Below are 22,739 nucleotides of genomic sequence, written 5' to 3' on the forward strand. Positions count from 1 at the left end.
GTAGCAGATGTCCGCAGACTAGCCTTAAACGGCGTGCATATGAAGTTGTTGCTACAAATGGCTACAAAATCACCACGCAAAAAAAACGCCCCGAACCGGTCGGGGCGTTTTTTTCGAGGATGCGGCCTCGGGTCAAAGCTTAGCGGATACCGTCCTGGCCCAGGTTGCCCGGCTGGAATTCGCTTTTGCTGGCAGAGAAGCCGAAGTCATAAGCCTGTTTCTCTTCGTTCTTCATGCCCAGTGCCAGGTAACGGCCCGATTGCAGGTCGTACAGGGTTTCCAGCGCGTACCACGGCACTTGCTTGTCGTAGTAGTCCTCGGCATGGGCCTCGGCGACGCGCCACAGCTGACCACGACCGTCGTAGTGGTCGATGACCGCTGCCTGCCAGGTATCTTCATCGATGAAGAAGTCACGTTTGGCGTAGATGTGACGCTGACCCGGCTTCAAGGTTGCCACCACATGCCAGACGCGACGCAGCTCGTAGCGAGTCAGGTCCTGGTTGATGTGGCCGGCCTTGAGGATGTCGGCGTACTTCAGGTTCGGCGAATCGATCTTGTAGCTGTTGTTGGCAATGTACATCTCTTTTTTGCCTTCGAGCTTCCAGTCATAGCGATCCGGGGCGCCGTTGTACATGTCCAGGTTATCGGAGGTACGCAGACCGTCAGCGGCAGTACCCGGACCGTCATAGGACACTTGCGGTGCCTGACGCACACGGCGCTGACCGGTCGCATAGACCCATGCCTTGCGCGGTTCCTTCACCTGGTCGAGGGTCTCGTGCACCAGCAGCACGGTCCCTGCCAGACGGGCCGGCGCGGTCACTTTCTGCTTGAAGTAGAACAACACGTTGCCCGGATTGGCCGGATCGTAATCCTTCATTTTGTCGCGGAACACGAACTGGTCCTGGAAGTACACCAGGCTGTACGAGCCATTGGCCTGGGGCGTCGCCTGGGTCACCAGACGGGTCACGCTGCCACCGCGATAGCGGGTGATGTGGTTCCAGATGACTTCCAGACCGTCTTTCGGGATCGGGAACGGGATGGCGGTCTGGAAGTTTTCCAGGCCGTTGCCGCCGGCCACCAGCGTGGTGGTCGTGGCGTTCTTCCTGATCGCGGCGAACACGTCATCCGGTACGGTGGCACCGCGATGGGACGGATAGACCGGCATCTTGAAGGTATCCGGGTAGCGCTTGAACATCGCGTACTGACCCGGTGCAAGCTTGTCCTTGTACTGGTCGACGTTTTGCGCCGTGATGGTGAACAGCGGCTTTTCACTGGCGTACGGGTCGGACAGGAAGCCCTTGCTGTCGACGGTGCCGGCGTTCTTCGCCAGCGGCTTCCAGGCCGGGATCGAACCATCGGCGTTGCCCGCCATTTCGGCGCCCATCGGGGTCAAACTTTTGCCCAGTTTGTCGGCTTCGGCGGCCGGTACCGCCGCCATCACGCTGGTGGCCAGCAGCGAAAGACCCAGAACACCGGCGTGGAACAGATTCTTTGTTATTTTCATAGGTTTGTTCGTCCTGAAAAACTGTACTTAGAAGTTCACGCCAACACTGAGGGCAACGAAGTCGCGATCATCCACCGTGCTGTATTCGCCACCAAAGAAGTTGGTGTAAGCCAGGCTTGCGGTGTAGGTGTTCTGGTATTCGGCATCCAGACCGAGGCTGATGGCCTTGCGACCTTCCTCGAAGTTGCCGCCCGGGCCCGGGGAGTAACCCTTGACGTCGTGGGACCAGGCCACGTTCGGCTTCAGGTTCACACCGGCGAACACGTCGCTGTAATCCCAGATGGCGCGAGCGCGATAGCCCCAGGATGTGGCGGTGGTGAAACCGTTGTTGTCACAGTTGCTGGAACGGTTGCTGGTCGATGCGCCAGGGCCGGCACCGTTGATGGTCGAGGTGTTGAGGATCTGCGAGCAGGTATTGAGGCCATTGGTGGATGGCAGTTCACCCGGACCGAAGACCGGATCGCGACCGTAACGGGCCTCGGACTTGCTTTCCAGCCCGCCGACGTGGGTCACGCCGACTTCACCCACCAGGGTCAGGCGGTTGGCGCCCATGACCTGATCGAAGAAGTGCGTCAGGGTGGTCTGCAGTTGAGTGATTTCCTTGCGGTTGTATCCGTGCAGGTCCTGCCCCGGAACACCGTTGAGGATCGAAGCGTTGGTCAGAGCACCGCCCAGCGGACGCACACCGGCGAACAGGATGTCGGTGGAGTTCAGTTGCACCGGCGCGTTCGGGCGGTAGCTGATCTCACCACTCCACGCCGTACCGGTAGGCAGGGTGGTGGAGAAGCTCAGGCCGTAGAGACGAATGTCCTCCGGATACTCGATGAAATACTCGGAGTTCCCCGCCACCACCAGCGGCCCCAAGGCCTGGAATGGACCCGGGAGTGCCTTGACGCCGTTATAGATCGACTGTGGCGCACCGGTTGCGCTGAAGATCGGCGCACGGCTGTGGTAGTTCATGAAGTAGGCACCGAACTCGGTGGCCAGCGGATCGAACATGTACTTGGCGGACACGCCCCACTGCCCGCTGTCCCGCGCATTGCGGTTCGGTGAGCGGCGCACCAGCACGCCTTCCTCGTTGACATCGACACCGGCGGCAGCCAACGGGCCGAGGGCAACACCTGGAATGGTCGAGCGCTTGTTCAGCACACGCAGGTTGTCGTCGCAACCGGTGGTGACGATGTCGGGCTGGGAGAAGAAGGTGCCGCAGTTGTCGGTCACGGTCTTCTGCCAGTCGATCTGGTAGAAGCCTTCGGCCGACAGGTTTTCGGTGATGCTCTGGGACAGGTAGAACATGTTGACCGGGATCAGGCCTTCCTTGATCTCGGCGCCCGGACGGCGGAATGCAGATACGTCGATCGGGTTGATCGAGTTGATTCCGCCACCGATGAAGGTGCTTTCACCCCAGTTCACCACCTGCTTGCCCAGACGCACCGAGCCCGGCTCATCGGCAATGGCGTAGTTGTGGTAGATGAAGGCGTCGAGGATCTGGCCACCCGAAGAACGGGCTGCCACGTCGCGGTTGTGATTGCTGACGTCCTTGTATTCCAGGTCCTGGTTCTGCAGCGCAAAGTCGTACCAGTACTTGCCCCGGACGAAGACACCGGTATCGCCATATTTCAGTTCGAGGTCATGGATGCCCTTGAAGATCTTCGAGAACGCTTGCCCGCTCTTGAAGTTCAAGTGACCGTCGTCGGAGGTCTGGGACAGGCCCCGGCCACCGTTGTTGACACCAATCAGGTCCTTGTTCGGCTGCTGGGTCGAAACGCTCATGCCCAGGGAGAGCGCGGAGTCGAACTGGCCTTCGATTTCACCGACATTGAAGCTGACGCCGAATGCGGGTCCGGCGAGCGTGGAGGCAAGACTGACCGCCAGAGGCAGTTTCGCCCGGCGCCAGAACTGGTTTACTGAGGTCATCGACGCTACTCCATGTGCATTATTGTTATGGCAGTGAGTACTTTTAAAAACGCCTGAAGGACCGGGTGCCAGGAGCTTCCCGAAATCGCTTCAATGTTGCATTGCCCCGTTCTTAAAAATCCTTGACGGACTATAGCCAGCAGGGGGTACTGCTTGATCCCTCTAAAGTGTGATTTGCAGTGGCCGGCCACTCTGGAACAGTCCTTACGCCAGTCCGACACATGTCGGCCCGGCAAGGATGGCTGATTTTTCCGATTTCACAAGCCTAGCGCTTGCTTGGTGGGGCTGGCGCGCCGTTTTCGGCGCGCCGCAGGACGCTCAGAGCGTCGAGAGAAAGGTGCTGTTGTTGGCCTGCCATTCGGTGATGTCGAGGCGGATGCGCTTCTTGTCGAGCTTGCCGACGCTGGTCTTGGGAATTTCCGTAACAAGGGCGATCTGGCTCGGAATCGCCCACTTGCTCAGGTGCCCCAGTTCGACGAACGGCTTGAGGTGTTCCTTGAGCTCCCGGGCCCCGATGGTGTGCCCTTCACGGACAACCAGCAGGGCAAACGGACGCTCGCCCCATTGCGGGTCGGCGATCCCCACCACTGCTACTTCACGTACCGCGGCGTGACGGCTGATCAGGTCTTCGAGGTCCAGCGAGGAAATCCATTCGCCGCCGGTCTTGATCACGTCCTTGATCCGGTCGCGGATGTCGATCACCCCCATGCCGTCCAGCGTCGCCACGTCGCCGGTATGCAGCCAGCCACCGGCCCACAGCTCGGCGCCCTTCTGCGGTTCGTTGAAATAGCCCTCGGTCAGCCACGGCGCACGCAGCACCAGCTCGCCCTGGGTTTCGCCGTCGGCGGGCAGGAAGTTGCCGTCTCCATCGACGATGGCCGCTTCGACCAGCGGCCCCGGCACGCCGGCCTTGATCCGGTAGGTGGTGCGTTCGTCTTCGGTGCCTGCCATCAACTCGTCGTTGAGGTGTGCGCAGGAAACCAGCGGCCCGGTTTCCGACATGCCATACGCCGCCGTGAGCTGGATGCCCCGCGCCTTGGCCGCCTCATAAAGTGAACGATTGAGCGCACTTCCGCCGATGACGATTTTCCAGCCGCCGAAGTCGGTGCCCTGCGCGCCCTTGGCGTTGAGCACCATCTGCAGGATGGTCGGCACGCAGTGGGAGAACGTGACCTTCTCCTTGCGCCACAGCTCGACGAGGAATTCCGGGTCGTAGCGGCCCGGATAAACCTGCTTGAGCCCGAGCATGGTCGCCACATACGGCAGGCCCCAGGCATGTACGTGGAACATCGGGGTGATCGGCATGTACACATCGTTGGTACCCAGCAGCCGCACGCTGTCGATGGCACCCATGATGGTCGACACGCCCATGGTGTGCAGTACCAGTTGCCGATGGGTGAAATACACCCCCTTCGGATTGCCGGTGGTGCCTGTGGTGTAGAAGGTGGTGGCAACCGAGTTTTCGTCGAAATCCTGGAAGTCGTATTGCGGGTTCGCGGCCGCCAGCAGTTGTTCGTACTCGCCGACCAGATTCGGCAGGTCCGCGGTTTTTTCCGGCAGATCAGTCAGCAGCAGGGTTTTCTCCACCGTGGTCAGGTGCGGCGCAATGGCCTGGTACAGTCCGACGAACTCGCTGTTGACCAGCACGAAGCGGTCCTCGGCGTGGTTCATGGTGTAGAGGATCTGTTCCGGCGACAGGCGCACGTTGATGGTGTGAATCACCGCGCCAATCATCGGAATGGCAAACATGCATTCCAGATAGCGATGGCTGTCCCAGTCCATCACCGCCACGGTGTCGCCGGCCTTCACACCGGCGGCCGTCAGAACGTTGGCCAATCGCGCGACCCGCTCGATCAGTGTCGGGTAGCTGTAGCGCAACTGGTCACGGTAAATGATCTCGCGGGTTTTCTCGTAACGGGCGCCCGACATCAGCAGCCGTTTAATCAGCAATGGATACTGGTAGGCCCCTTCGGCGGGCGGAATAACGCGAGTCTGCAACATAAGAATCCCTTTTCTGACTGCACGGTGTTGGCATTGGAGTTCTGTACTCTAGAACCCTTATACGCCAGCCAAATCAGCCAAAGGAATGATTTGCAGAGCCGTACAAATGCTAGCTTTGCGCCAGCATTTGTCGGATTTCTTCACCGGTCAGGCCGTTTGCCCTACAGCCGCTTCGGAAGGCGTGCGCGGGAAAACCGCCGCAGCGAGGAAAGTCAAAGCGCCAAAACCCGCCAGAATCAGGTAAAGCCCCACAAAACCATGGCGCGGTTCAACATAGGCAATCAGCGGAATCGCTGTCGCACTGGCACCGAACGATAAACAGTAACGCAAGGCAAACACTCGGGATTGCCAGTGCGGCGCAACGAAATTGGCAACCATCGAGTCATTAACCGTCACCTGACCGAACACCACGAACATGAACGCCGCACCGAGCGCGATCACCGCCCAGCCCTCGACATAAGCCATGGCATACAGCAGTGGCGCCTGAAACAGCGTCAGCACGACAAATGGCCATTTCAGGCTGACCCGGTGCAACAGCTGTCCGATGCTCAGTTGCGCCACCGCACCGAACGCATACGCCAGGCTCACCACCACGCCCAGGGTCTGCGGCGAGGCGAACAAGTCATGCAAGCGCTCCTGAAACAATTTGGGATAGGTCATGGTGGTGGCGTTGAATACCACACCGCCGGTGGCGGTGGCCAAAGCCAGTACGCCGAACACCATGACCATCGAAATGCGCTGGCCGGCGGCGCTCTTGAGCGCAGTGTGCGGGCGTTTGGGGATCGGTTCCTCACGCACCTGCAAGGCAAAACCGATCCCCAGTACGATGGCCACGGCCCCCGGAATCAGAAACGCCGAACGCCAGCCGAACTGCGCCACCAGCAAACCGGTGATCAGTGCCGAGAACGCCACGCCAAGATTGCCCCACATGCCGTTGATGCCGATTTCACGACCGCGATTCTGCGCGTAGGCCACCAGCATCGCCGTGCCGACCGGGTGATAGATCGCGGCGAAAATGCCGATCAGGGTCAGGCCGATGACCAGCGACGTCGGGCTGTTACTGAGGCCGGTGATGATTGCCGAACCACCGATACCGAAGAAAAACACCAGCATCATCCGTCGTCGGCTCCAGTGATCGCCGAGCCAGCCGGCCGGTAGCGAACAGGCGCCAAACGCGATGAAGCCGCCCAGCGACAGGCCGATCAGCGCGGCATAGTCGAGGGCGAAGGCCTGGGTCATGCCCAGGACAGCAGCGGGAAAAATCAGCATGAACATGTGATCGATCACATGAGCTGCGTTGATGTAGCGAATGACATTTCTGGATTGATTCATCGCGGCACGCTTTCTTGTTGTGAACAGATGAGGGTGAGCGCTTATGCTAAGTTGGCGAAAAAGCGCATTCCTGCCATACAAGTCAGCGAACCGGACATGTTGATCAGCCATTTCGAACACGGCCCGGTGAGCGCCTACCCCCGGGATTACCTGGACGGCGCACACCAGCCGCTGCATTTGCATCGCGAGGCGCAGTTGCTGTATGCGGTGAGCGGCGTCATGCGGGTGGTCACGGCGCAAGGGGCGTGGGTCATTCCACCGAGCCGCGCGGTGTGGATTCCGCCGCAGGTGGGACATGAGATCTTCATGTCCGGGGATGTGCAAATGCGTTCGTTGTTCATCGCCCCCGAACTGTCCCCGGCCAGCCTGCAACACTGTTGCGTGCTGGCCGTGACGCCATTGCTGCGCGAATTGATCCTGCGTGCGGTGCAGGGCCCGCCCCACGCCGACAATCCGCTGATCCAGCAATTGATGCTGGAGGAACTGGCCGGCCTCGAAAACCTGCCGTTGCACATCCCGATGCCGAGCGATCGACGCCTGCAAAACATCTGCCTGGCGCTGCTGCGCGAGCCCGATCATCCCAACACCCTGGAAGACTGGGCGCAGCAGGTCGGGGCCAGCTCACGCACCCTGGCGAGGCTGTTTCAGCAGCAATTGCAGATGAATTTCAATGCCTGGCGCCAGCAACTGCGCCTGATGGAAGCCCTGCCCCGCCTGCTCGCCGGGGACAGCGTGCAGAGCGTGGCGCGGGATCTGGGTTATGGCAGCGCGCGGGCGTTCAGCGCGATGTTTCGCCGTTTGCTCGGGGACAATCCCCGGGAGTACCTCAACGCCCTGAATCAGCTCAGCTCGATCAATGCATCTCGGTGAACGCGAGCTTCACGCCAATGGCAATCAGCACGGCGCCCATGGTGCGATCGAACCAGTGGCCCATACGGGCAAAACCGGCGCGCACGCGCTGCTGGCTGAACAGCATCGCCACCAGGCAGAACCAGGTTGCCGTTGCAGCGGCCAGGTAAATCCCGTAACCGGCCTGCACTGCCAGCGGCGTGTGCGGGTTGATCACCACGGTGAACAGCGACAGGAAGAACAGCGTGGCTTTCGGGTTCAGTCCGTTGGTCACGAAGCCTGAGGTGAACGCGCCACGGGCGGTGCGTTCGCCGGCCTCTTTGTGCAGATCGTCGGTCACGGTTTTGGCCGGTTGCGCGCGCAAGGCCTTGTAGCCGATGTACAGCAGGTAAGCGGCGGCGGCCCATTTCAGGGCGTTGAACAACACGATCGATTGCGAAACGATCAGCCCGATGCCCAGCAGCGAATAACCGACGTGCAGGAAAATCGCCGTGCCCACGCCCAGTGCCGTCCAGGTGCCGGCGCGGCGACCGTGGGTCACGCTCTCGCGCACCACCACGGCAAAGTCCGGGCCGGGGCTGGCAACCGCCAGCAGGTGGATCAGTGCAACGGTCAAGAACTCGGTCCAGTACATGGGGGCTCCTTTGAGGTCATTACATTCCTGTGGGAGCGAGCCTGCTCGCGAAGCCGATGTGTCAGCCACATCGTTGTTGCCTGAGACGACGCCTCGCAAGCAGGCTCGCTCCCACAGGGGTTTCATCTGTTAGGCTCGGCAGATTACGCCTTCCCTTCACAGCACGACAGGTACAGTTGATGACGAACGCCCACCGCGCCGTATTCCTCGATCACCCTTCCCTGGATCTGGGCGACCTTGACCTCGCGCCACTGCAAGCCTGCTTCAGCGACCTGCAACTGTTCCCCCAGACGTTGCCTGCGCAAGTGAGCGACCGCCTGCAAGGCGCGACCGTAGCCATCAGCAACAAGATCCTGATCGATGCCGCCGCCATGGACGCCAACCCGCAACTGAAACTGATCCTGATCACGGCCACCGGCACCAACAATGTCGATCTGGCCGCCGCTCGCGCCCGGGGTATCACCGTGTGCAACTGCCAGGGTTACGGCACGCCGTCAGTGGCGCAACACACGATCATGCTGTTGCTCAATCTCGCCACGCGTCTTGCCGATTATCAAAAAGCCGTCGGCGAAGGCCGCTGGCAGCAAGCCAAACAGTTCTGTCTGCTGGACTACCCGATCGTCGAGCTGGAGGGCAAGACCCTCGGGCTGCTCGGGCACGGTGAACTGGGTGGCGCGGTGGCGCGCCTGGCCGAAGCGTTTGGCATGCGTGTGTTACTCGGGCAGATTCCGGGGCGCCCGGCCCGTCCGGATCGCCTGCCGCTGGAAGAACTGCTGCCACAGATCGACGCCCTCACGCTGCACTGCCCGCTCAATGAACACACCCGACACTTCATCGGTGCCCGCGAGCTGGCATTGATGAAACCCGGTGCTTTCGTGGTCAACACCGCCCGTGGCGGGCTGATCGATGAACAGGCCCTGGCCGATGCGCTGCGCAACGGTCATCTCGGCGGCGCAGCCACCGATGTGTTGAGCATCGAACCGCCAACCCACGGCAATCCATTGCTCGCCACCGACATCCCGCGCCTGATCGTCACCCCGCACAACGCCTGGGGCAGTCGCGAAGCCCGGCAGCGAATCGTCGGCCAACTGGTGGAAAACACCCGGGCGTTTTACAGCGGTAAGGCGCTGCGGGTCGTCAGTTGATAAACTGCGGCACTTTTTTTCACGGGAGCAGTTATGGATCCGCGCAGTGAAGTACTGCTTCGTCAGGTCGAGTTATTCCAGGGTTCGCTGTTGCTGGTCGGTCTGCCCGCCGATGACTTGCTCGGGCGCCTGCCCGACGCATTCGGCTGGTGCTGGCATGCCGGCGATCAGGCGGCGCTCGAGGCGCGTTTCAAAGGTCGCAGCCATTTCGGCGTGAATGTGCCGGAGCGCGAGTTCGACAGCGCAGTGGTGTTCCTGCCCAAGTCCAGGGATTTGACCGACTACCTCCTCAATGCCGTGGCCTCACGTCTGGCCGGGCGCGAAGTGTTTCTGGTCGGGGAAAAACGCAGCGGCATCGAAGGCGCGTCCAAACAGCTCAACTCGTTCGGCAAGCCGCGCAAGCTCGACAGCGCGCGCCACTGCCAGTTGTGGCAAGTGACGGTAGCCAACGCCCCGCAAGCCAAATCCCTGGAAAGCCTGGCCCAGACCTACGAACTGCCGCTGGCCGAAGGCCCGCTGAAAGTCATCAGCCTGCCGGGCGTGTTCAGCCATGGCCGACTGGATCGCGGCAGTGCTCTGCTGCTGGAGCATCTGGATCAACTGCCGAGCGGTCATCTGCTGGACTTCGGTTGCGGCGCCGGCGTACTCGGCGCGGCGGTCAAGCGTCGCTATCCACAGAATCAAGTCACGTTGCTGGACGTCGACGCATTCGCAGCCGCCAGCAGTCGCCTGACACTGGCGGCCAACGGTCTGGAAGCCGAGGTGTTGACCGGTGATGGCATCGACGCAGCACCGATGGATCTGAGCACGATTCTGAGCAATCCACCGTTCCATACCGGTGTTCACACCGATTATTTCGCCACCGAAAACTTGCTGCGAAAAGCGGCAAAACATCTGAAAAAAGGTGGCGAACTGCGCCTTGTGGCCAACAGCTTCCTGAAGTATCAGCCACTGATCGAAGAGCATCTGGGCGCATGCGCGATCAAGGCCGAAGGCGATGGTTTCCGGATTTACCAGGCCAGACGCAGCTGAAAATTAGTGCTTGCCGAATGGATTGCGCCTAGGCAGAATCCGCTCCGTCCTAGGGGAGTAGTCTCCCACGAGCGCCAAGCTCGTCCGGTATACGTCAACACACTTGATCCTCAGATCATGGCGTATGCGACCCAAGCGTCCGCAACAGACGGTTCGCAGGGTTTGACAAGACCTATGACACGAACACCTTACCCGGGGCGGGAAGGCTGTACGTGTCATAGCCGTGTCGACCCGCCCCTTAGGAAATCCTGATGCTGGACTCGTTACTCGTTCCCACCGCAATCGTTGCCCTGGCCGAAATCGGCGACAAGACGCAACTGCTCGCGCTGATTCTCGCCGCTCGCTTTCGCAAACCCTGGCCGATCATTGCCGGCATCGTCGCTGCGACCCTGGCCAACCACGCGGCAGCCGGTGCGGTAGGCGCCTGGTTCGGCAGCTTCTTCTCCGACTCGGTTCTTCACTGGATACTCGCGGCCAGCTTCACCGCCACCGCCCTGTGGACGCTGGTGCCGGACAAGATGGATGACGACGAAACCAGCACCGCCCGCAAGTTCGGGCCGTTCCTGACCACCCTGATTGCGTTCTTCCTCGCGGAAATCGGTGACAAGACGCAGATCGCCACCGTAATGCTGGCCGCGCAATACCCGGAGCTGTGGCTGGTGATCATCGGCACCACGGCGGGCATGCTGATTGCCAACGTGCCAGTGGTATTGGCCGGTAACTTTGCCGCAGAAAAACTGCCGTTGACCCTGATCCGTCGACTGGCCGCCTCGGCGTTCATGATTCTGGCGCTCGTCGCGGTGTACAAGGCGATGCAGAGCAGCGGCTGGATTTGATCCGGCAGACCGCTCCCACACGCAGTGCGGGAGCGGTCTTTGTTTCAAGACTTGGGCGCTTTTTCGTACAGCGGCATGACCTTCGGAATTGCCGCCTGCAACGACGCGATCCGGCTGGAGGATGCCGGGTGAGTGCTCATGAACTCCGGCGGTGCACCTTCGGACGCCTTGCTCATTTTGTTCCACAGGGTGATCGCGGCGTTCGGGTTGTAGCCGGCACGGGCGGCCAGTTCCAGGCCGATCAGGTCGGCTTCGTTCTCGTTGGCGCGGCTGTTGGGCAGCGTCATGCCGTAGTTGGCCACGGTGTCGGCCAGCGCCAGGCTGTCCTGGCCGAGGCCGAACAATGCGCCGGCGCCCTGCTTGGCCATTTCGATGCCGTAAGCCTTGGACATCGCTTCACGACCGTGCTCACGCAGGGCGTGGGCGATTTCATGACCCATGACCGCGGCGATTTCATCGTCGGTCAGTTTCAGGCTGTCGATCAGCCCGGTGTAGAAAATGATCTTGCCGCCAGGACCGCAGTTGGCGTTGAGTTCATCACTCTTGATCAGGTTCACTTCCCATTGCCATTGCGCCGCGTCCGGACGAAAGTTCGGTGCCTGAGCGATCAGGCGGTTGGCGATCGCCTGGACACGCTTCGCGTCATTGCTGGTCTTGTCCAGCACACCTTTGCTGGACGCCTCGCCTACGGTTTTCTGATAGGACTGGGCATACATCTGGTCGACCTCTTGCGAGGACAGCATGCTGAACATGTACTGCTTGCGTTCCACGCCCACGGCACCGCCGCTGGTGGTGTTGACCGACTGACAGCCGGCCAGCAACAAAGCCGCGCTCAGTGCACTTACAACCAAAGTCTTGTTCATTCAAAAGCTCCCTGAAAACTTGCCGCGTATGCTAGGCGGGTAATTGTATCGACGCCAGATACAACAGACGTGATGCATCTGTTTTTCAGAAAGCGTCTGCCAACCCTGCAGGAAAAAATTCATATTCGCCGAAAAGCCCTGCGCATCTGCGTCGCGCACTGCTCCATTTGCGACATCTGCCCTCAATTGCTCGCACTTCGCCTCATGGCGCAATAGTGGCTGCCGATACAACAGCGCAGATGTCCTCTTGCGTGCGGAGCTTCCATGAAATTCAAGTCGATCCAGTTTTCCGTGGCGGCCCTGGCCGGCGCCATCGTTCTCAGCGTGGTAGCTGCGCTGGTGCTGTATGCGCTGTTTTCCGGTGCTCGCACTCAAGAGATGGTTCAACAGCGAACCCAGGAGCAGTTCGAGCAAGTCATCGAACAGCGCCTGACTTCGCTGGCGCAGACTCAGGTCAGCCAGATCCAGCGCGAACTGGAAGCACCGCTGCTGATCGCCGGCGGACTGGTGCGGGTCAACGCCCTGCTCGGCACCTCGGGCACCGATGGCCAACCGCGCCTGACCGTCAGCCGCGAACAGCTGATCAGCCTGATCAAGGAAAACGTCGAGAAGAATCCGAAAATTCTCGGCACCTACATCGGCTGGGAAAAAAACGCACTGGATCACAATGACGCGGCTTATGTCGGCACCCGCGTAGTGGGCATCGACGCCACCAACGGACGCTTCCTGCCGTGGTGGTTCCGCAACGAGGACGGCACCCTGGGCCTGGACAAACTGGTAGACGTCGAAGATCAGAAAGTCCTGTCCACCGGCGTACGCGCCAGCGAGTACTACCTGTGCTCGAAAGAAACCAAAAAATCCTGCGTGATCGATCCGGCGCCCTACAAGGTGGGCGACAAGATCGTCATGCTCGCCTCCTTCATCGAGCCGATCATGCTCAACGGCGCCTTCCAGGGCATTGTCGGGGCCGACCTCTCGGTGAACTTCATTCAGGAAATGCTGCTGGGAGCCAACCAGAAACTGTACGGCGGCGCCGGGCAAATGGCCCTGATCGGTGGCAATGGCCGGATCGTCGCCTATACAAAGGACCCGAGCAAATTCGGCGAGAAGGTCAGTGACATTCTCGATGCCCAGCAGATTGCCAACATGGCCAATCTCAAGCGCGGCGAAGTGACCTACACCGTCAACAAGGAGTCGGGGCGGATCGAGTTGTACCTGCCCTTCGGTATCGGCCAGACCGATGCGCGCTGGACACTGATGCTGCAACTGCCGCTGAATGCGGTGATGGCCGATCTGCAGAAACTCCAGGGCGACCTCGACGCCCAGCGTAAATCCGACACTTTCGGCATGGCCATGGTCGGCCTGGTCATCGCCGGCCTCGGCCTGCTGGTGATCTGGCTGGTGGGCCACGGCATCGCCCGGCCGCTCAAGCAAATGGTGACCATGCTCGATGACATCGCCCAGGGCGAAGGCGACCTGACCCGTCGTTTGAGCAGTGACCGCAATGACGAACTGGGCTCGATCGCCAAGGGCTTCAACACCTTCCTGGCCAAGTTGCAGGCGATGATCACCCAAGTGGTGACGTCGGTGCAGAGCGTCAGCGATTCTTCGGAACACACCGCCGACATCGCCATCCGCACCAACATCGGCGTGCAGAAGCAAATGGCCGAGATCGATCAGGTCGCCACCGCTGTGCAGGAAATGACCGCCACCGCCCAGGACGTGGCGCGCAACGCAACCCAGGCGGCGCAGGCCGCCAGCCATGCGGATCAGGCAGCGGCGCAAGGCATGCAGATCGTGCGCGACACGTCGAATTCGATCGGTGTGCTGGCCGTGGAAATCGGCAAGGCGGTGGACGTGGTGCAAACGCTGGCCAAGGACAGCGAAAACATCAATGCGATCCTGATTGCCATTCGCGGGATCGCCGAGCAGACCAACCTGCTGGCCCTCAACGCCGCCATCGAAGCCGCCCGAGCCGGTGAGCAGGGTCGCGGTTTTGCCGTTGTCGCCGACGAGGTGCGTAACCTGGCGCAGAAGACCCAGAAAGCCACCGAAGAAATCCAGAGCATGATCCAGCAACTGCAACAGGGCACTCGCGACGTGGTGCGGGTCATGGAGGACAGCCAGAACCGCACCGACGAAAGCGTGCAGCAGGCAGCCAAGGCCGCCGAAGCGCTGGAGACCATCACTCAGGCGGTGTCGGTGATCAACGACATGAACACTCAGATCGCCAGCGCCGCCGAAGAACAGAGCGCGGTGGCCGACGACATCAACCGCAACGTGATCAACATCGGTCAGGTGGCGAACGAAGTGGCCGGTGGGGCGGACGAGTCGAGTTCGGCGAGTGCGGATTTGACCAAACTGGCGGAACAGCAGCGGCGGTTGATCAATCAGTTCAAGGTCTGACCGATCAGGCCGGCGTCAAGCACTCCGGCCCGTTGAGTTTCGGATCATTGACCAGGTTCGCCAGCACCCGCTCGCGCAAGGCGGCGGGTTCGCCGGCGAGCAGACCTTGCAGGACATGCAGCGGCGTCTCGGGATCGAGCCACGCCGCCTGCCCCGCCTCATCGAGTATCAACGGTCGGCGTTGACTGGCTGCCGGTTGGGTAATCACTGCGGTGCTGAGCCAGACTTGTTCCTGCACCGGATACGCCTCCCAGATCGCCGCGAAAAACAGCGAAGAACCCTCTCCCGGCGTCAGCCAGTACGGCTGTTTGCGCACGTTGCCGCGCCATTCGTAGAAACCGTTGGCCGGCAGCAAGCAGCGACGCAGGCGCAGCGCCTCGCGAAACATCGGTTGTTCAGCCACGGTTTCGGCCCGGGCGTGGGCCGGCGTGCGCGACAGGTCTGTCAGCCATGGCGGCGTCAGGCCCCAGCGGGCGCGGGCCAGGCTGCGCTGGCCGTCGGCTTCGGCACGCAACATCAACACCGAATCATTGGGGGAAATGTTCCACTGTGCCTGCTGATCGGCGGGAAAACCTGGCAGCGCGGCGAAGTCGCGGTTCCAGCGAAACAGGGCATAACGTCCACACATGGGGCAGCACGACTCAAAAGTAAAACGAACGCCAGCCTAACAGACCAGCGTACCGGGGAAGCTCTCCGGTTCATCGCCGGGCAGCGGCAGCGCGGCATTGTACGCGCTGATCAGTTCGCGGGCGTACTCGGCCTGATCGTTCTCGACCGAAAGCCCGAGCAGCCCGAAGATCGGCAATTCGCCCGTACCACCGAGCAGATCGCGCCCGACCAGATGCGCCTCGATGCCTTCGCTGGCGAGCATGCCCTTGAGCATCTCGCCCTCCATCAGGTTTGCCGGCTCGTAGATTCGCCGCATGGGCACACCTCACTCGTTTTCGCTGAACACTTCCAGAAACCAGTCCTGACCATCGACCTGCAGTACAAACTTGATCGGCTTACAACACACCTGACAGTCTTCGATATAGGTCTGATCACCTCCCGACAGATCCACGGAAGTCTCGACCTCCTCCCCACAGTACGGACATTCATACAGTGCGCTTTCCAGCATCGCGGTCTCCCGGGTGACTTGTGCGTATAATCGCCGGTCTATTTGCAGGGCTATTTTTGTCTGGCTACTTTTTCAGACCATGCCCCGTTGGTTTTCGATCAAAACCTTTACTTACCCTAGCCGTTTCCAACAAGAGAGCATGATGGGCGAATTCGATGCCATCCGACCTTACGACGACAGCGAAGTACCTGCGGTACTGGCAAGACTGCTCGGCGACAAGGCGTTTCTAGATATCCTCACCCACTTCCGCTTCCCGCGTTTCGCCGGTGCCTTCGGCTGGATGCTCAAACCTCTTATAGCCCATCGGCTGCGTCGTGAGTTCGCTGACGTGACGTCCGTGGCGACGTTGCAGGACAAGGTCGAGTTCTACGTCGACCACACCATCGAGCGCGCCACCGACGGCGTGACCTACACCGGTGTCGAGCAGTTCAAGTCCGGCAGCGCCTATCTGTTCATCGCCAATCACCGCGATATCGTGATGGACCCGGCCTTCGTCAACTATGCGGTGTATCACGCCGGCCTGCCGACGCCGCGCATCGCGATTGGCGATAACCTGCTGCAAAAACCTTTCGTCAGCGACCTGATGCGCCTGAACAAGAGCTTCATCGTGCACCGTTCGATCACCGGGCGCCGCGAGAAAATGGCCGCGTACCAGTTGCTGTCGGCCTACATCAACCACTCGATCCGCAACGATTGCGCCTCGATCTGGATCGCTCAGGCCGAAGGCCGGGCCAAGGACGGCGACGACCGCACCGAGTCGGCGATCCTCAAGATGTTCCACATGAGCCGCAAGGACGAGCCGTTCGGCGAGGTCATTCAGTCGCTGAACCTGACCCCGGTGTCGATCAGCTACGAATACGACCCATGCGATCAGGCCAAGGCCCGCGAGCTGTACATCCGCGCCACCACCGGCACCTACAGCAAGGCGCCGGGCGAGGATGACGTGAGCATCGCCAAGGGCATCACCGGCTACAAGGGCCGGGTGCACGTGAACTTCGCCGCGCCGATTACCGAACTGTTCGAAGACACCAAGCAACTGGCGGTCGAGATGGACAAGCAGATTCTCGGCGGCTACCGCTTGTTCCCGGTGCACTACCTGGCGTACGCGCAGTGGGCCGATGCCGATCCTCAACTGAATGTGCCGAAGGCCGCCGAAGTGTTCGGAGCCGAGGAACTGGCCAAGGCCCGGGAAGAGTGGCAGAACCGTCTGGAGGCCTGCCCTGAAGAATATCGTCCGTATCTGGTGCTGCAATATGCGACGCCGGTACGCAATCAGTACCGGGTCAAGGCAGGCTTGCCGCTGTAAGTGCTTACGGCGGGCGGCGCCCTGTGGCGAGGGCGCTCGTTCCCGCCGGGTTTCGAAGCAGCCCTCAGTAGCGGGTACTGATCCAGGAAATCAGCAACGCCAGTCCCAGACAGGCAAAACCGAAACGATAGAAAAACCGGTTCATGCGCAGGGTCGCCCAGTCCAGCACCGGTTCCTGATCCGGCTGGCTCTGGCGCTGGGCTGCGATACTGGCCATCGCCCGTTGTTCACGACGACGGGTCGCGTGCAGCAGCCAACTGCCCGGAAAGGCCAGCAGCAGGGCCAGCAGGTTGATCAGTTTGGCGGGATGGGCGGCAAACAGCGTCATCAAGTGCATCACAGACCTCAATCTAGACCGGAATGGCGAACGCCAGACCGACGACCGCGGCGCGGATTCTACCGAAACCCTCCACCATCGCCCTACCTTTTGCGACAAATAACCCATCAATCGACCGATGGCTGTCCTGTGTCACGGCATCGTCATTTGTTTCGGCCACCCTGCTCGCCTCGAAACGTAAACGGAACGCGACATGCTTCACGCAGAAAACCAGGATCGTCTGTACCTCATCTCTCCCTCCGACGAACAACAGGCCCTCGTCGACAGCCTGGCCTTCAATGTCCAGGACCGCCACTGGCTGGTGTATTGCGCCCTCGGCGGGCACCCGCATGCGGACTTGCCCGAGACCGATCTGCTGACCGGCGTCAGCGTCCTCCACTTCTACTCGCAAGCCGCCTGAACGAAAAAAGCCCGGAGCCATCACTGGCCCCGGGCTTTTTCACATCGGGCGCATGCCTTATTCGGCGAGGATCTGGCCGATGGACGGATCCTTGAACAGACGGGTCAACGCATCGCTCAACACGTCACTGACCAGCTTGGTGTTGGTTTCCTGGTTCGGCGCCATGCCGAAACGCTGGTCCAGCGAAGCGCCGTAACGGCCGGTGTAACGACGGTTGCCGCTCTGCACGTCGGAGCGGAAGGTCGCGCCGATGGTGGCTTCAGTCACGTACATGCCTTCTTTCGGCGACTGGTATTTCAATTCGGTCAGGGTCACGGTCAGTTGCGGAGCATTCATCGCGCCGTTGGACGGGGTGAAGCCCAGCAGACGTACGGCCGCTTCGGCCTGGGCCTGCAACTTCGGCACGATCTGCTCACGCTGTACGGTGATGGCGCTGGTTTCCGGGTACAGGCCACCGCGGGTGCCCAGGGTTGGCGACGGACGACCATCCACTACGCGAACCACGACTGGCTGGCCATGGCCGACCGGTGCCAGCTGAGTGGTCAGCTTCGGTTCCGGGCTCAGTTGTTGCGGGCTGTGGGCGCAGCCAACCAGGGTCAAACTGGTCACAGTGATCAAACCGAACAACAGGCGTTGCAACATGCTCTTCTCTCCAGAATCAGGCACAGACAGGCCGGCAGTATAGCGGTGGGCCACTGCGGGTCACCAGCACTGAAATCTCGGACAACCCCGCGGCGCACGCGGTTCCTGTCACAGATTGTTCACCGCCCTTACATGTGCGCTTCACGGTCTTTTGACAAGCTTTGCCTCAGATCTCCAGAAGGAACCCAAACCATGCGCTATCTGATCTCGCTATTCGCTCCTCGCCCCCTGCACCGCAGCTTTGCCCTGCTCGACCGCAACGGCCACTGCCAGGCATTCAAGCAATGCAGCCTGCAGCCCATGGGTGACGATTGGGTCGAAATCGAAGAAATCCGCCTGAACTGGCTGCACCAGCCGCTGCCTGCGAGCGCCCGTGTCGAACAGCACCGCCCTCGCGCACGTGCCCAGGCGATGTTGAGCATCTGACCGGATGCCTAATAAAAGTCATTAAACTCGACCAACTCCCCGCATTTCTTCGATACAATCTCCCCCCGATTATAAGGACGTCTCCTGATCGGGCCCCGCAACAGCGTCAATGCGCTTGCATTGGCATCCATATCGCCCACAGAGAGCCGCCCACACAGATCGAGTGAAGCTGGCGTGCCTGCTGTTTCCCCGGCATATCACCGCTTTTCGCGAATCTGCAGAGCTGTCATGACGCGCGGTCACTGAGTTGTTTGCCCTTCAGGGCACGGTGCCAGCCGGGACAGCCCTTTTTGAGGTTCACGTCTTCAAAAGAGCGTGAAAAAAACGGGTTTTCACAACTTCACAAGAGTGTGGCGAGCAAATGAATAGTTTTGCGTCTGAACATGCACCATTAGCGTCTGAAACAGCCCAACGACACAGGAACGGGAACGCCTCGAATACCGGAGCCTGAAGCCTGTCCGCTACGGATTTGGTTGCACGAACGGATGTCTCGACCATAAGTCGAATTGCCAGCCACCTGCTGAAATGAGTTCATGTGACTCTTGAAGCCAGGCCGCACGCATCCGTCGAAGTTGCGAAAAATTGCGAGATTCGGACATGGCAAACCTGGCCATGGGTACCTGGGGCGCCACTGACCTGCCCCGGACACCTGGCAGCCATGCCGACAATTTGGTGCTGCAGATTTTGGAGACGCGTTAAATGGCGCATAACGAAGCAGTCGACGTAGTTCTGGTTGGGGCCGGCATCATGAGTGCCACCCTTGCAGTGCTGCTCAAGGAACTCGACCCGGCGATCAAGCTGGAAGTCGTCGAACTGATGGATTCCGGTGCCGCGGAAAGTTCCAACCCGTGGAACAACGCCGGTACCGGCCACGCCGGCCTCTGCGAGCTGAACTACACGCCGCAGAATGCCGACGGCACCGTCGACATCAAGAAAGCCGTGCACATCAACACCCAGTTCGAGGTGTCGAAGCAGTTCTGGTCGTACCTGACCAAAAAAGGCACGTTCGGCTCGTGCAAGTCCTTCATCAGCCCGGTGCCGCACCTGAGCTACGTCGAAGGTGAAAAAGGCGTGTCGTTCCTCAAGGAACGCTTCAACACCCTGCGCAAGCACCACGCCTTCGCCGACATGGAATACACCGAAGACAAGGCGAAGATGGCCGAGTGGATGCCGCTGATGATGCCGGGTCGTCCGAAAGACCAGGTGCTCGCCGCCACCCGCGTGATCAACGGTACCGACGTCAACTTCGGCGCCCTGACCAATCAGTTGCTCAAGCACCTGACCAGCGCCCCGGATGCCCAGGTCAAATACTGCAAGCGCGTGACCGGCCTCAAGCGTAACGCCAACGGCTGGACCGTGAGCATCAAGGACGTCAACAGCGGCGGCAGTCGCGAAGTCGACGCAAAATTCGTGTTCCTCGGCGCCGGTGGCGCGGCCCTGCCGCTGCTGCAGGCCTCGGGCATCGAAGAAAGCAAAGGCTTCGGCGGCTTCCCGATCAGCGGCCAGTGGCTGCGTTGCGACAACCCGGAAGTGGTCAAGCACCACCAGGCCAAGGTCTACAGCCAGGCAGCCGTGGGTTCGCCACCGATGTCCGTGCCGCACCTGGACACCCGCGTGGTCGATGGCAAGAAGTCCCTGCTGTTCGGGCCATATGCCGGCTTCACCACCAAGTTCCTCAAGCACGGCTCCTTCATGGACCTGCCGCTGTCGGTTCGCGCCGGCAATATCGGTCCGATGCTGGCCGTGGCCAAGAACAACATGGACCTGACCAAGTACCTGGTCAGCGAAGTGATGCAGTCGATGGAACAGCGCCTGGAATCCCTGCGTCGTTTCTACCCCGAGGCGAAAGCCGAAGACTGGCGCCTGGAAGTGGCCGGCCAACGGGTGCAGATCATCAAGAAAGACCCGAAAAAGGGCGGCATTCTGCAGTTCGGTACCGAACTGGTGGCAGCGAAGGACGGCTCCCTCGCCGCCCTGCTCGGCGCCTCCCCAGGCGCTTCGGTGACTGTTTCGATCATGCTGGAACTGATCGAGAAGTGCTTCCCGGCCAAGGCCAAGGGTGAGTGGGCTGCCAAACTGGCAGAAATCTTCCCGGCCCGTGAAAAGGTCCTGGAGACCGACGCTGCGCTGTATCGCAAGATCAACACGCAGAACAACGTCGCGCTGGAACTGGTCGAAGCCAGTAACGAGACCGAAAGCTACGCCTGATCCGGTCCATGAAAAACGCCCCGCACTCAGTGAGTGCGGGGCGTTTTTTATGCCTGATACCGGCCTTTGGCACATCGGCCTCTGTGACGGGGGCGCTTCGTACGCCGACGAGAGCAAGCTCCCTCGCCACAGTTGCGGAATGTTCTCAGCCGCGCGCTTTCTCGATCAGCTCGATGTATTCAGCTGCATTGCGTTGATCGCGGATCTGGTCGATGAAGGTCTTGCCATGCTCGTCCTTGCCATCGACGTCATAACCGGCCTCGACGAAGAACGTCAGAAAGCGCTCGAAATCGTCGATGCGCAGACCACGGTAGGCCTTGACCAGTTTGTGCAGCGACGGCGAAGTGGCGTCGACCGGCTCAAAATCGAGGAACAGCTTGATCTGCTCATCGCCGATCTCGTCACCAATCACTTGCTTCTTGTCTTTACGCATTGCCGACTCCAGCTCGCAGATATTTCACGGGGCGGGCAGTTTACCCCTGCCCGGGCACGGGGCTCAACGCGCGCGGGTGCTGCCGGTGTGCAGATCGGCCCAGATATGGCCGTTGGCGTAGCTGAGAAACTGCACATACACGGTGTCATTGCGCAGCAGATCGATGATCACCCGGTATTGGGACAGCGGATAGAACAGGGTCAGGGTCTTGCGCTTGTCGTCATACACCGGTTTTTTCAGGCTTTTGCTTTCGCCATCGAAGCTGACCAGCACCTGGTTGATCGTCGCCCCCTTGTTCAGGGACTTGCCCTTGAGGCGAATCATCAACGGCGAGGTGACCGGAATCGGCTGCTGGTTCGACTGCCGCTGAGCGCCGACCACCACCGAATAGTCGGTGACCTGCAACAGTTGCTGCTGTTCGGGTTCGGCATCACGCAGGGTCAGGTCGTCAGGCGGCAGGAACTGACTGTGCATCGGCGCAGCGGCCAAGGGCAGGCTGAGGGTGAACAACAGAGCGGCGCAGCTGCGGATCAAGAGGCTCATGACGGGCTCCGGAGGGCGGGGCCGAGCACTCTAGCATGGGTATTGCGGATGGATCAGCACACACAAAACAACTGTGGGAGCGTGGCTTGCCCGCGAAAGCGTCGATCAATCCGACATCAATGTGTCAGAAAGTCCGCCATCGCGGGCAAGCCCGCTCCCACAGGGATCGGGGATTACCCGGAATTACATGCCTTTGACGGCGAAGATCCCGTTGGCGTTGCGCCAGTAGCCCTTGTAATCCATGCCGTAACCGAAGATGTAGCGGTCAACGCACGGCAGGCCGACGAAATCGGCTTTCAGGTCCGGACGGGCCTTGCGGTCGTGGTCCTTGTCGATCAGCACGGCGGTGTGCACGGCACGCGCGCCGGCGTGTTTGCAGAAGTCGATGATCGCGCCAAGGGTGTGACCTTCGTCGAGGATGTCATCGATGATCAGCACGTCGCGGTCGATGAACGAAATTTCCGGCTTGGCTTTCCAGAACAGGTCACCGCCAGTGGTTTCGTTGCGATAGCGAGTGGCGTGCAGGTAAGACGACTCGAGTGGAAACTGCAGATGGGTGAGCAGTTTGCCGGAGAAGATCAGGCCACCGTTCATCACGCAGAACACCACCGGATTGCTGTCGGCCAGTTGTTCGTTGATTTGTGCACCGACGCGGGCAATGGCTGCCTCGACTTCAGCTTCGGTGTACAGGCAGTCAGCCTCTCGCATGATTTGACGGATATGCTCGAGATCAGCGGACATGGCGCTCTCCAGGGGGGACGGATTTCGGAAAAGCGGGCAAAGGTACGCATCCCTTACGGCCGAATCA

The 22,739-nt window shown here is 60.6% G+C and carries 23 protein-coding genes, 1 pseudogene and 1 riboswitch; of the genes and pseudogenes, 10 read left to right on the forward strand and 14 right to left on the reverse strand.

Annotated elements, in window-relative coordinates; genetic code table 11:
* Positions 1 to 139 precede the first annotated feature (139 nt).
* The 4 genes from NWV16_RS23555 to NWV16_RS23570 form a co-directional block, all read right to left on the reverse strand.
* Positions 140 to 1,504 (reverse strand): DUF1329 domain-containing protein, encoded by a 1,365-nt coding sequence (locus tag NWV16_RS23555; protein ID WP_260520952.1) that lies wholly within the window; start codon positions 1,502 to 1,504, stop codon positions 140 to 142.
* Between the two features lie 27 nt (positions 1,505 to 1,531).
* Positions 1,532 to 3,421 carry a DUF1302 domain-containing protein gene (locus tag NWV16_RS23560; RefSeq protein ID WP_260520953.1) on the reverse strand — a complete coding sequence of 630 codons (1,890 nt, stop codon included), beginning with the start codon at positions 3,419 to 3,421 and terminating at the stop codon, positions 1,532 to 1,534.
* Between the two features lie 318 nt (positions 3,422 to 3,739).
* Complete coding sequence (locus tag NWV16_RS23565) at positions 3,740 to 5,422, reverse strand: fatty acid--CoA ligase (protein WP_260520954.1); 1,683 nt, start codon at positions 5,420 to 5,422, stop codon at positions 3,740 to 3,742.
* 147 nt (positions 5,423 to 5,569) lie between these two features.
* The gene (locus NWV16_RS23570) at positions 5,570 to 6,754 is read right to left on the reverse strand and encodes an MFS transporter (protein ID WP_260520955.1); all 1,185 of its coding nucleotides are present in this window, start codon (positions 6,752 to 6,754) and stop codon (positions 5,570 to 5,572) included.
* A 96-nt stretch (positions 6,755 to 6,850) separates the two neighbouring features.
* On the opposite strand from NWV16_RS23570, the gene NWV16_RS23575 reads away from it, so the two are divergent.
* Complete coding sequence (locus NWV16_RS23575) at positions 6,851 to 7,624, forward strand: helix-turn-helix domain-containing protein (RefSeq protein WP_260520956.1); 774 nt, start codon at positions 6,851 to 6,853, stop codon at positions 7,622 to 7,624.
* On the opposite strand, the gene NWV16_RS23580 is transcribed toward NWV16_RS23575, so the two are convergent.
* Positions 7,608 to 8,237: a LysE family translocator gene (locus tag NWV16_RS23580; protein WP_114885453.1), complete on the reverse strand. Its 630-nt coding sequence runs from the start codon at positions 8,235 to 8,237 to the stop codon at positions 7,608 to 7,610. The two genes, NWV16_RS23575 and NWV16_RS23580, sit on opposite strands and share 17 nt — an antisense overlap.
* Positions 8,238 to 8,416: 179 nt before the next feature.
* Between NWV16_RS23580 and NWV16_RS23585 the strand changes: the two genes are divergently transcribed.
* From NWV16_RS23585 to NWV16_RS23595, 3 genes are all read left to right on the forward strand, one after another.
* Positions 8,417 to 9,382: a 2-hydroxyacid dehydrogenase gene (locus tag NWV16_RS23585; protein WP_260520957.1), complete on the forward strand. Its 966-nt coding sequence runs from the start codon at positions 8,417 to 8,419 to the stop codon at positions 9,380 to 9,382.
* Between the two features lie 33 nt (positions 9,383 to 9,415).
* A complete protein-coding gene (locus NWV16_RS23590) occupies positions 9,416 to 10,414 on the forward strand; it encodes a class I SAM-dependent methyltransferase (RefSeq protein ID WP_260520958.1) in 999 nt (332 codons plus the stop codon).
* A 40-nt stretch (positions 10,415 to 10,454) separates the two neighbouring features.
* Positions 10,455 to 10,577: riboswitch (yybP-ykoY riboswitch) on the forward strand.
* Positions 10,578 to 10,665: 88 nt separating this feature from the next.
* Positions 10,666 to 11,250, forward strand: coding sequence for a TMEM165/GDT1 family protein (locus tag NWV16_RS23595; RefSeq protein ID WP_260520959.1), 585 nt, complete (start codon positions 10,666 to 10,668; stop codon positions 11,248 to 11,250).
* A 44-nt stretch (positions 11,251 to 11,294) separates the two neighbouring features.
* On the opposite strand, the gene NWV16_RS23600 is transcribed toward NWV16_RS23595, so the two are convergent.
* Positions 11,295 to 12,113 (reverse strand): M48 family metallopeptidase, encoded by an 819-nt coding sequence (locus NWV16_RS23600; protein WP_065261237.1) that lies wholly within the window; start codon positions 12,111 to 12,113, stop codon positions 11,295 to 11,297.
* 1,353 nt (positions 12,114 to 13,466) lie between these two features.
* Between NWV16_RS23600 and NWV16_RS27915 the strand changes: the two are divergent.
* Both NWV16_RS27915 and NWV16_RS27920 read left to right on the forward strand, forming a co-directional pair.
* Positions 13,467 to 13,664 (forward strand): annotated as a pseudogene (locus NWV16_RS27915) (HAMP domain-containing protein); the annotation flags it as partial.
* A 111-nt stretch (positions 13,665 to 13,775) separates the two neighbouring features.
* Positions 13,776 to 14,519, forward strand: coding sequence for a methyl-accepting chemotaxis protein (locus NWV16_RS27920; RefSeq protein ID WP_409519397.1), 744 nt, complete (start codon positions 13,776 to 13,778; stop codon positions 14,517 to 14,519).
* A gap of 4 nt (positions 14,520 to 14,523) precedes the next feature.
* Here the strand turns inward: NWV16_RS27920 and NWV16_RS23610 are convergent, their stop codons facing one another.
* From NWV16_RS23610 to NWV16_RS23620, 3 genes are read right to left on the reverse strand one after another with little or no spacing between them, the layout of a single operon-like run.
* Positions 14,524 to 15,147 (reverse strand): SOS response-associated peptidase, encoded by a 624-nt coding sequence (locus NWV16_RS23610; protein WP_260520961.1) that lies wholly within the window; start codon positions 15,145 to 15,147, stop codon positions 14,524 to 14,526.
* A 36-nt stretch (positions 15,148 to 15,183) separates the two neighbouring features.
* Positions 15,184 to 15,444 carry a putative signal transducing protein gene (locus tag NWV16_RS23615; RefSeq protein ID WP_065261234.1) on the reverse strand — a complete coding sequence of 87 codons (261 nt, stop codon included), beginning with the start codon at positions 15,442 to 15,444 and terminating at the stop codon, positions 15,184 to 15,186.
* 9 nt (positions 15,445 to 15,453) lie between these two features.
* The gene (locus tag NWV16_RS23620) at positions 15,454 to 15,636 is read right to left on the reverse strand and encodes a CPXCG motif-containing cysteine-rich protein (RefSeq protein WP_065261233.1); all 183 of its coding nucleotides are present in this window, start codon (positions 15,634 to 15,636) and stop codon (positions 15,454 to 15,456) included.
* Between the two features lie 139 nt (positions 15,637 to 15,775).
* Between NWV16_RS23620 and NWV16_RS23625 the strand changes: the two genes are divergently transcribed.
* Positions 15,776 to 16,942, forward strand: coding sequence for a 1-acyl-sn-glycerol-3-phosphate acyltransferase (locus NWV16_RS23625; RefSeq protein ID WP_260520962.1), 1,167 nt, complete (start codon positions 15,776 to 15,778; stop codon positions 16,940 to 16,942).
* Between the two features lie 64 nt (positions 16,943 to 17,006).
* Here NWV16_RS23625 and NWV16_RS23630 read toward each other — a convergent pair whose 3' ends face one another.
* Positions 17,007 to 17,279 (reverse strand): hypothetical protein, encoded by a 273-nt coding sequence (locus NWV16_RS23630; protein ID WP_260520963.1) that lies wholly within the window; start codon positions 17,277 to 17,279, stop codon positions 17,007 to 17,009.
* A 193-nt stretch (positions 17,280 to 17,472) separates the two neighbouring features.
* On the opposite strand from NWV16_RS23630, the gene NWV16_RS23635 reads away from it, so the two are divergent.
* Entirely contained in the window at positions 17,473 to 17,679 is a 207-nt protein-coding gene (locus tag NWV16_RS23635) for a hypothetical protein (protein WP_260520964.1), read from the forward strand.
* 57 nt (positions 17,680 to 17,736) lie between these two features.
* Here the strand turns inward: NWV16_RS23635 and NWV16_RS23640 are convergent, their stop codons facing one another.
* On the reverse strand, positions 17,737 to 18,321 hold the full coding sequence (locus tag NWV16_RS23640; RefSeq protein WP_260520965.1) for a YajG family lipoprotein: 585 nt from the start codon (positions 18,319 to 18,321) through the stop codon (positions 17,737 to 17,739).
* Positions 18,322 to 18,513: 192 nt separating this feature from the next.
* On the opposite strand from NWV16_RS23640, the gene NWV16_RS23645 reads away from it, so the two are divergent.
* On the forward strand, positions 18,514 to 18,747 hold the full coding sequence (locus NWV16_RS23645) for a hypothetical protein (RefSeq protein ID WP_260520966.1): 234 nt from the start codon (positions 18,514 to 18,516) through the stop codon (positions 18,745 to 18,747).
* A gap of 699 nt (positions 18,748 to 19,446) precedes the next feature.
* Entirely contained in the window at positions 19,447 to 20,955 is a 1,509-nt protein-coding gene (gene mqo, locus NWV16_RS23650) for a malate dehydrogenase (quinone) (protein ID WP_260520967.1), read from the forward strand.
* 145 nt (positions 20,956 to 21,100) lie between these two features.
* On the opposite strand, the gene NWV16_RS23655 is transcribed toward mqo, so the two are convergent.
* The 3 genes from NWV16_RS23655 to NWV16_RS23665 all read right to left on the reverse strand — a co-directional run bounded on the left by NWV16_RS23655 (position 21,101) and on the right by NWV16_RS23665 (position 22,672).
* On the reverse strand, positions 21,101 to 21,388 hold the full coding sequence (locus NWV16_RS23655) for a PA4642 family protein (RefSeq protein ID WP_065261225.1): 288 nt from the start codon (positions 21,386 to 21,388) through the stop codon (positions 21,101 to 21,103).
* A 63-nt stretch (positions 21,389 to 21,451) separates the two neighbouring features.
* On the reverse strand, positions 21,452 to 21,931 hold the full coding sequence (locus tag NWV16_RS23660) for a hypothetical protein (protein WP_260520968.1): 480 nt from the start codon (positions 21,929 to 21,931) through the stop codon (positions 21,452 to 21,454).
* Positions 21,932 to 22,114: 183 nt separating this feature from the next.
* Positions 22,115 to 22,672: a hypoxanthine-guanine phosphoribosyltransferase gene (locus NWV16_RS23665; protein WP_065261223.1), complete on the reverse strand. Its 558-nt coding sequence runs from the start codon at positions 22,670 to 22,672 to the stop codon at positions 22,115 to 22,117.
* Positions 22,673 to 22,739: the final 67 nt, after the last annotated feature.

The sequence above is a fragment of the Pseudomonas sp. BW7P1 genome (genome assembly GCF_024981055.1).
Classification (GTDB): Bacteria; Pseudomonadota; Gammaproteobacteria; order Pseudomonadales; family Pseudomonadaceae; genus Aquipseudomonas; species Aquipseudomonas bananamidigenes.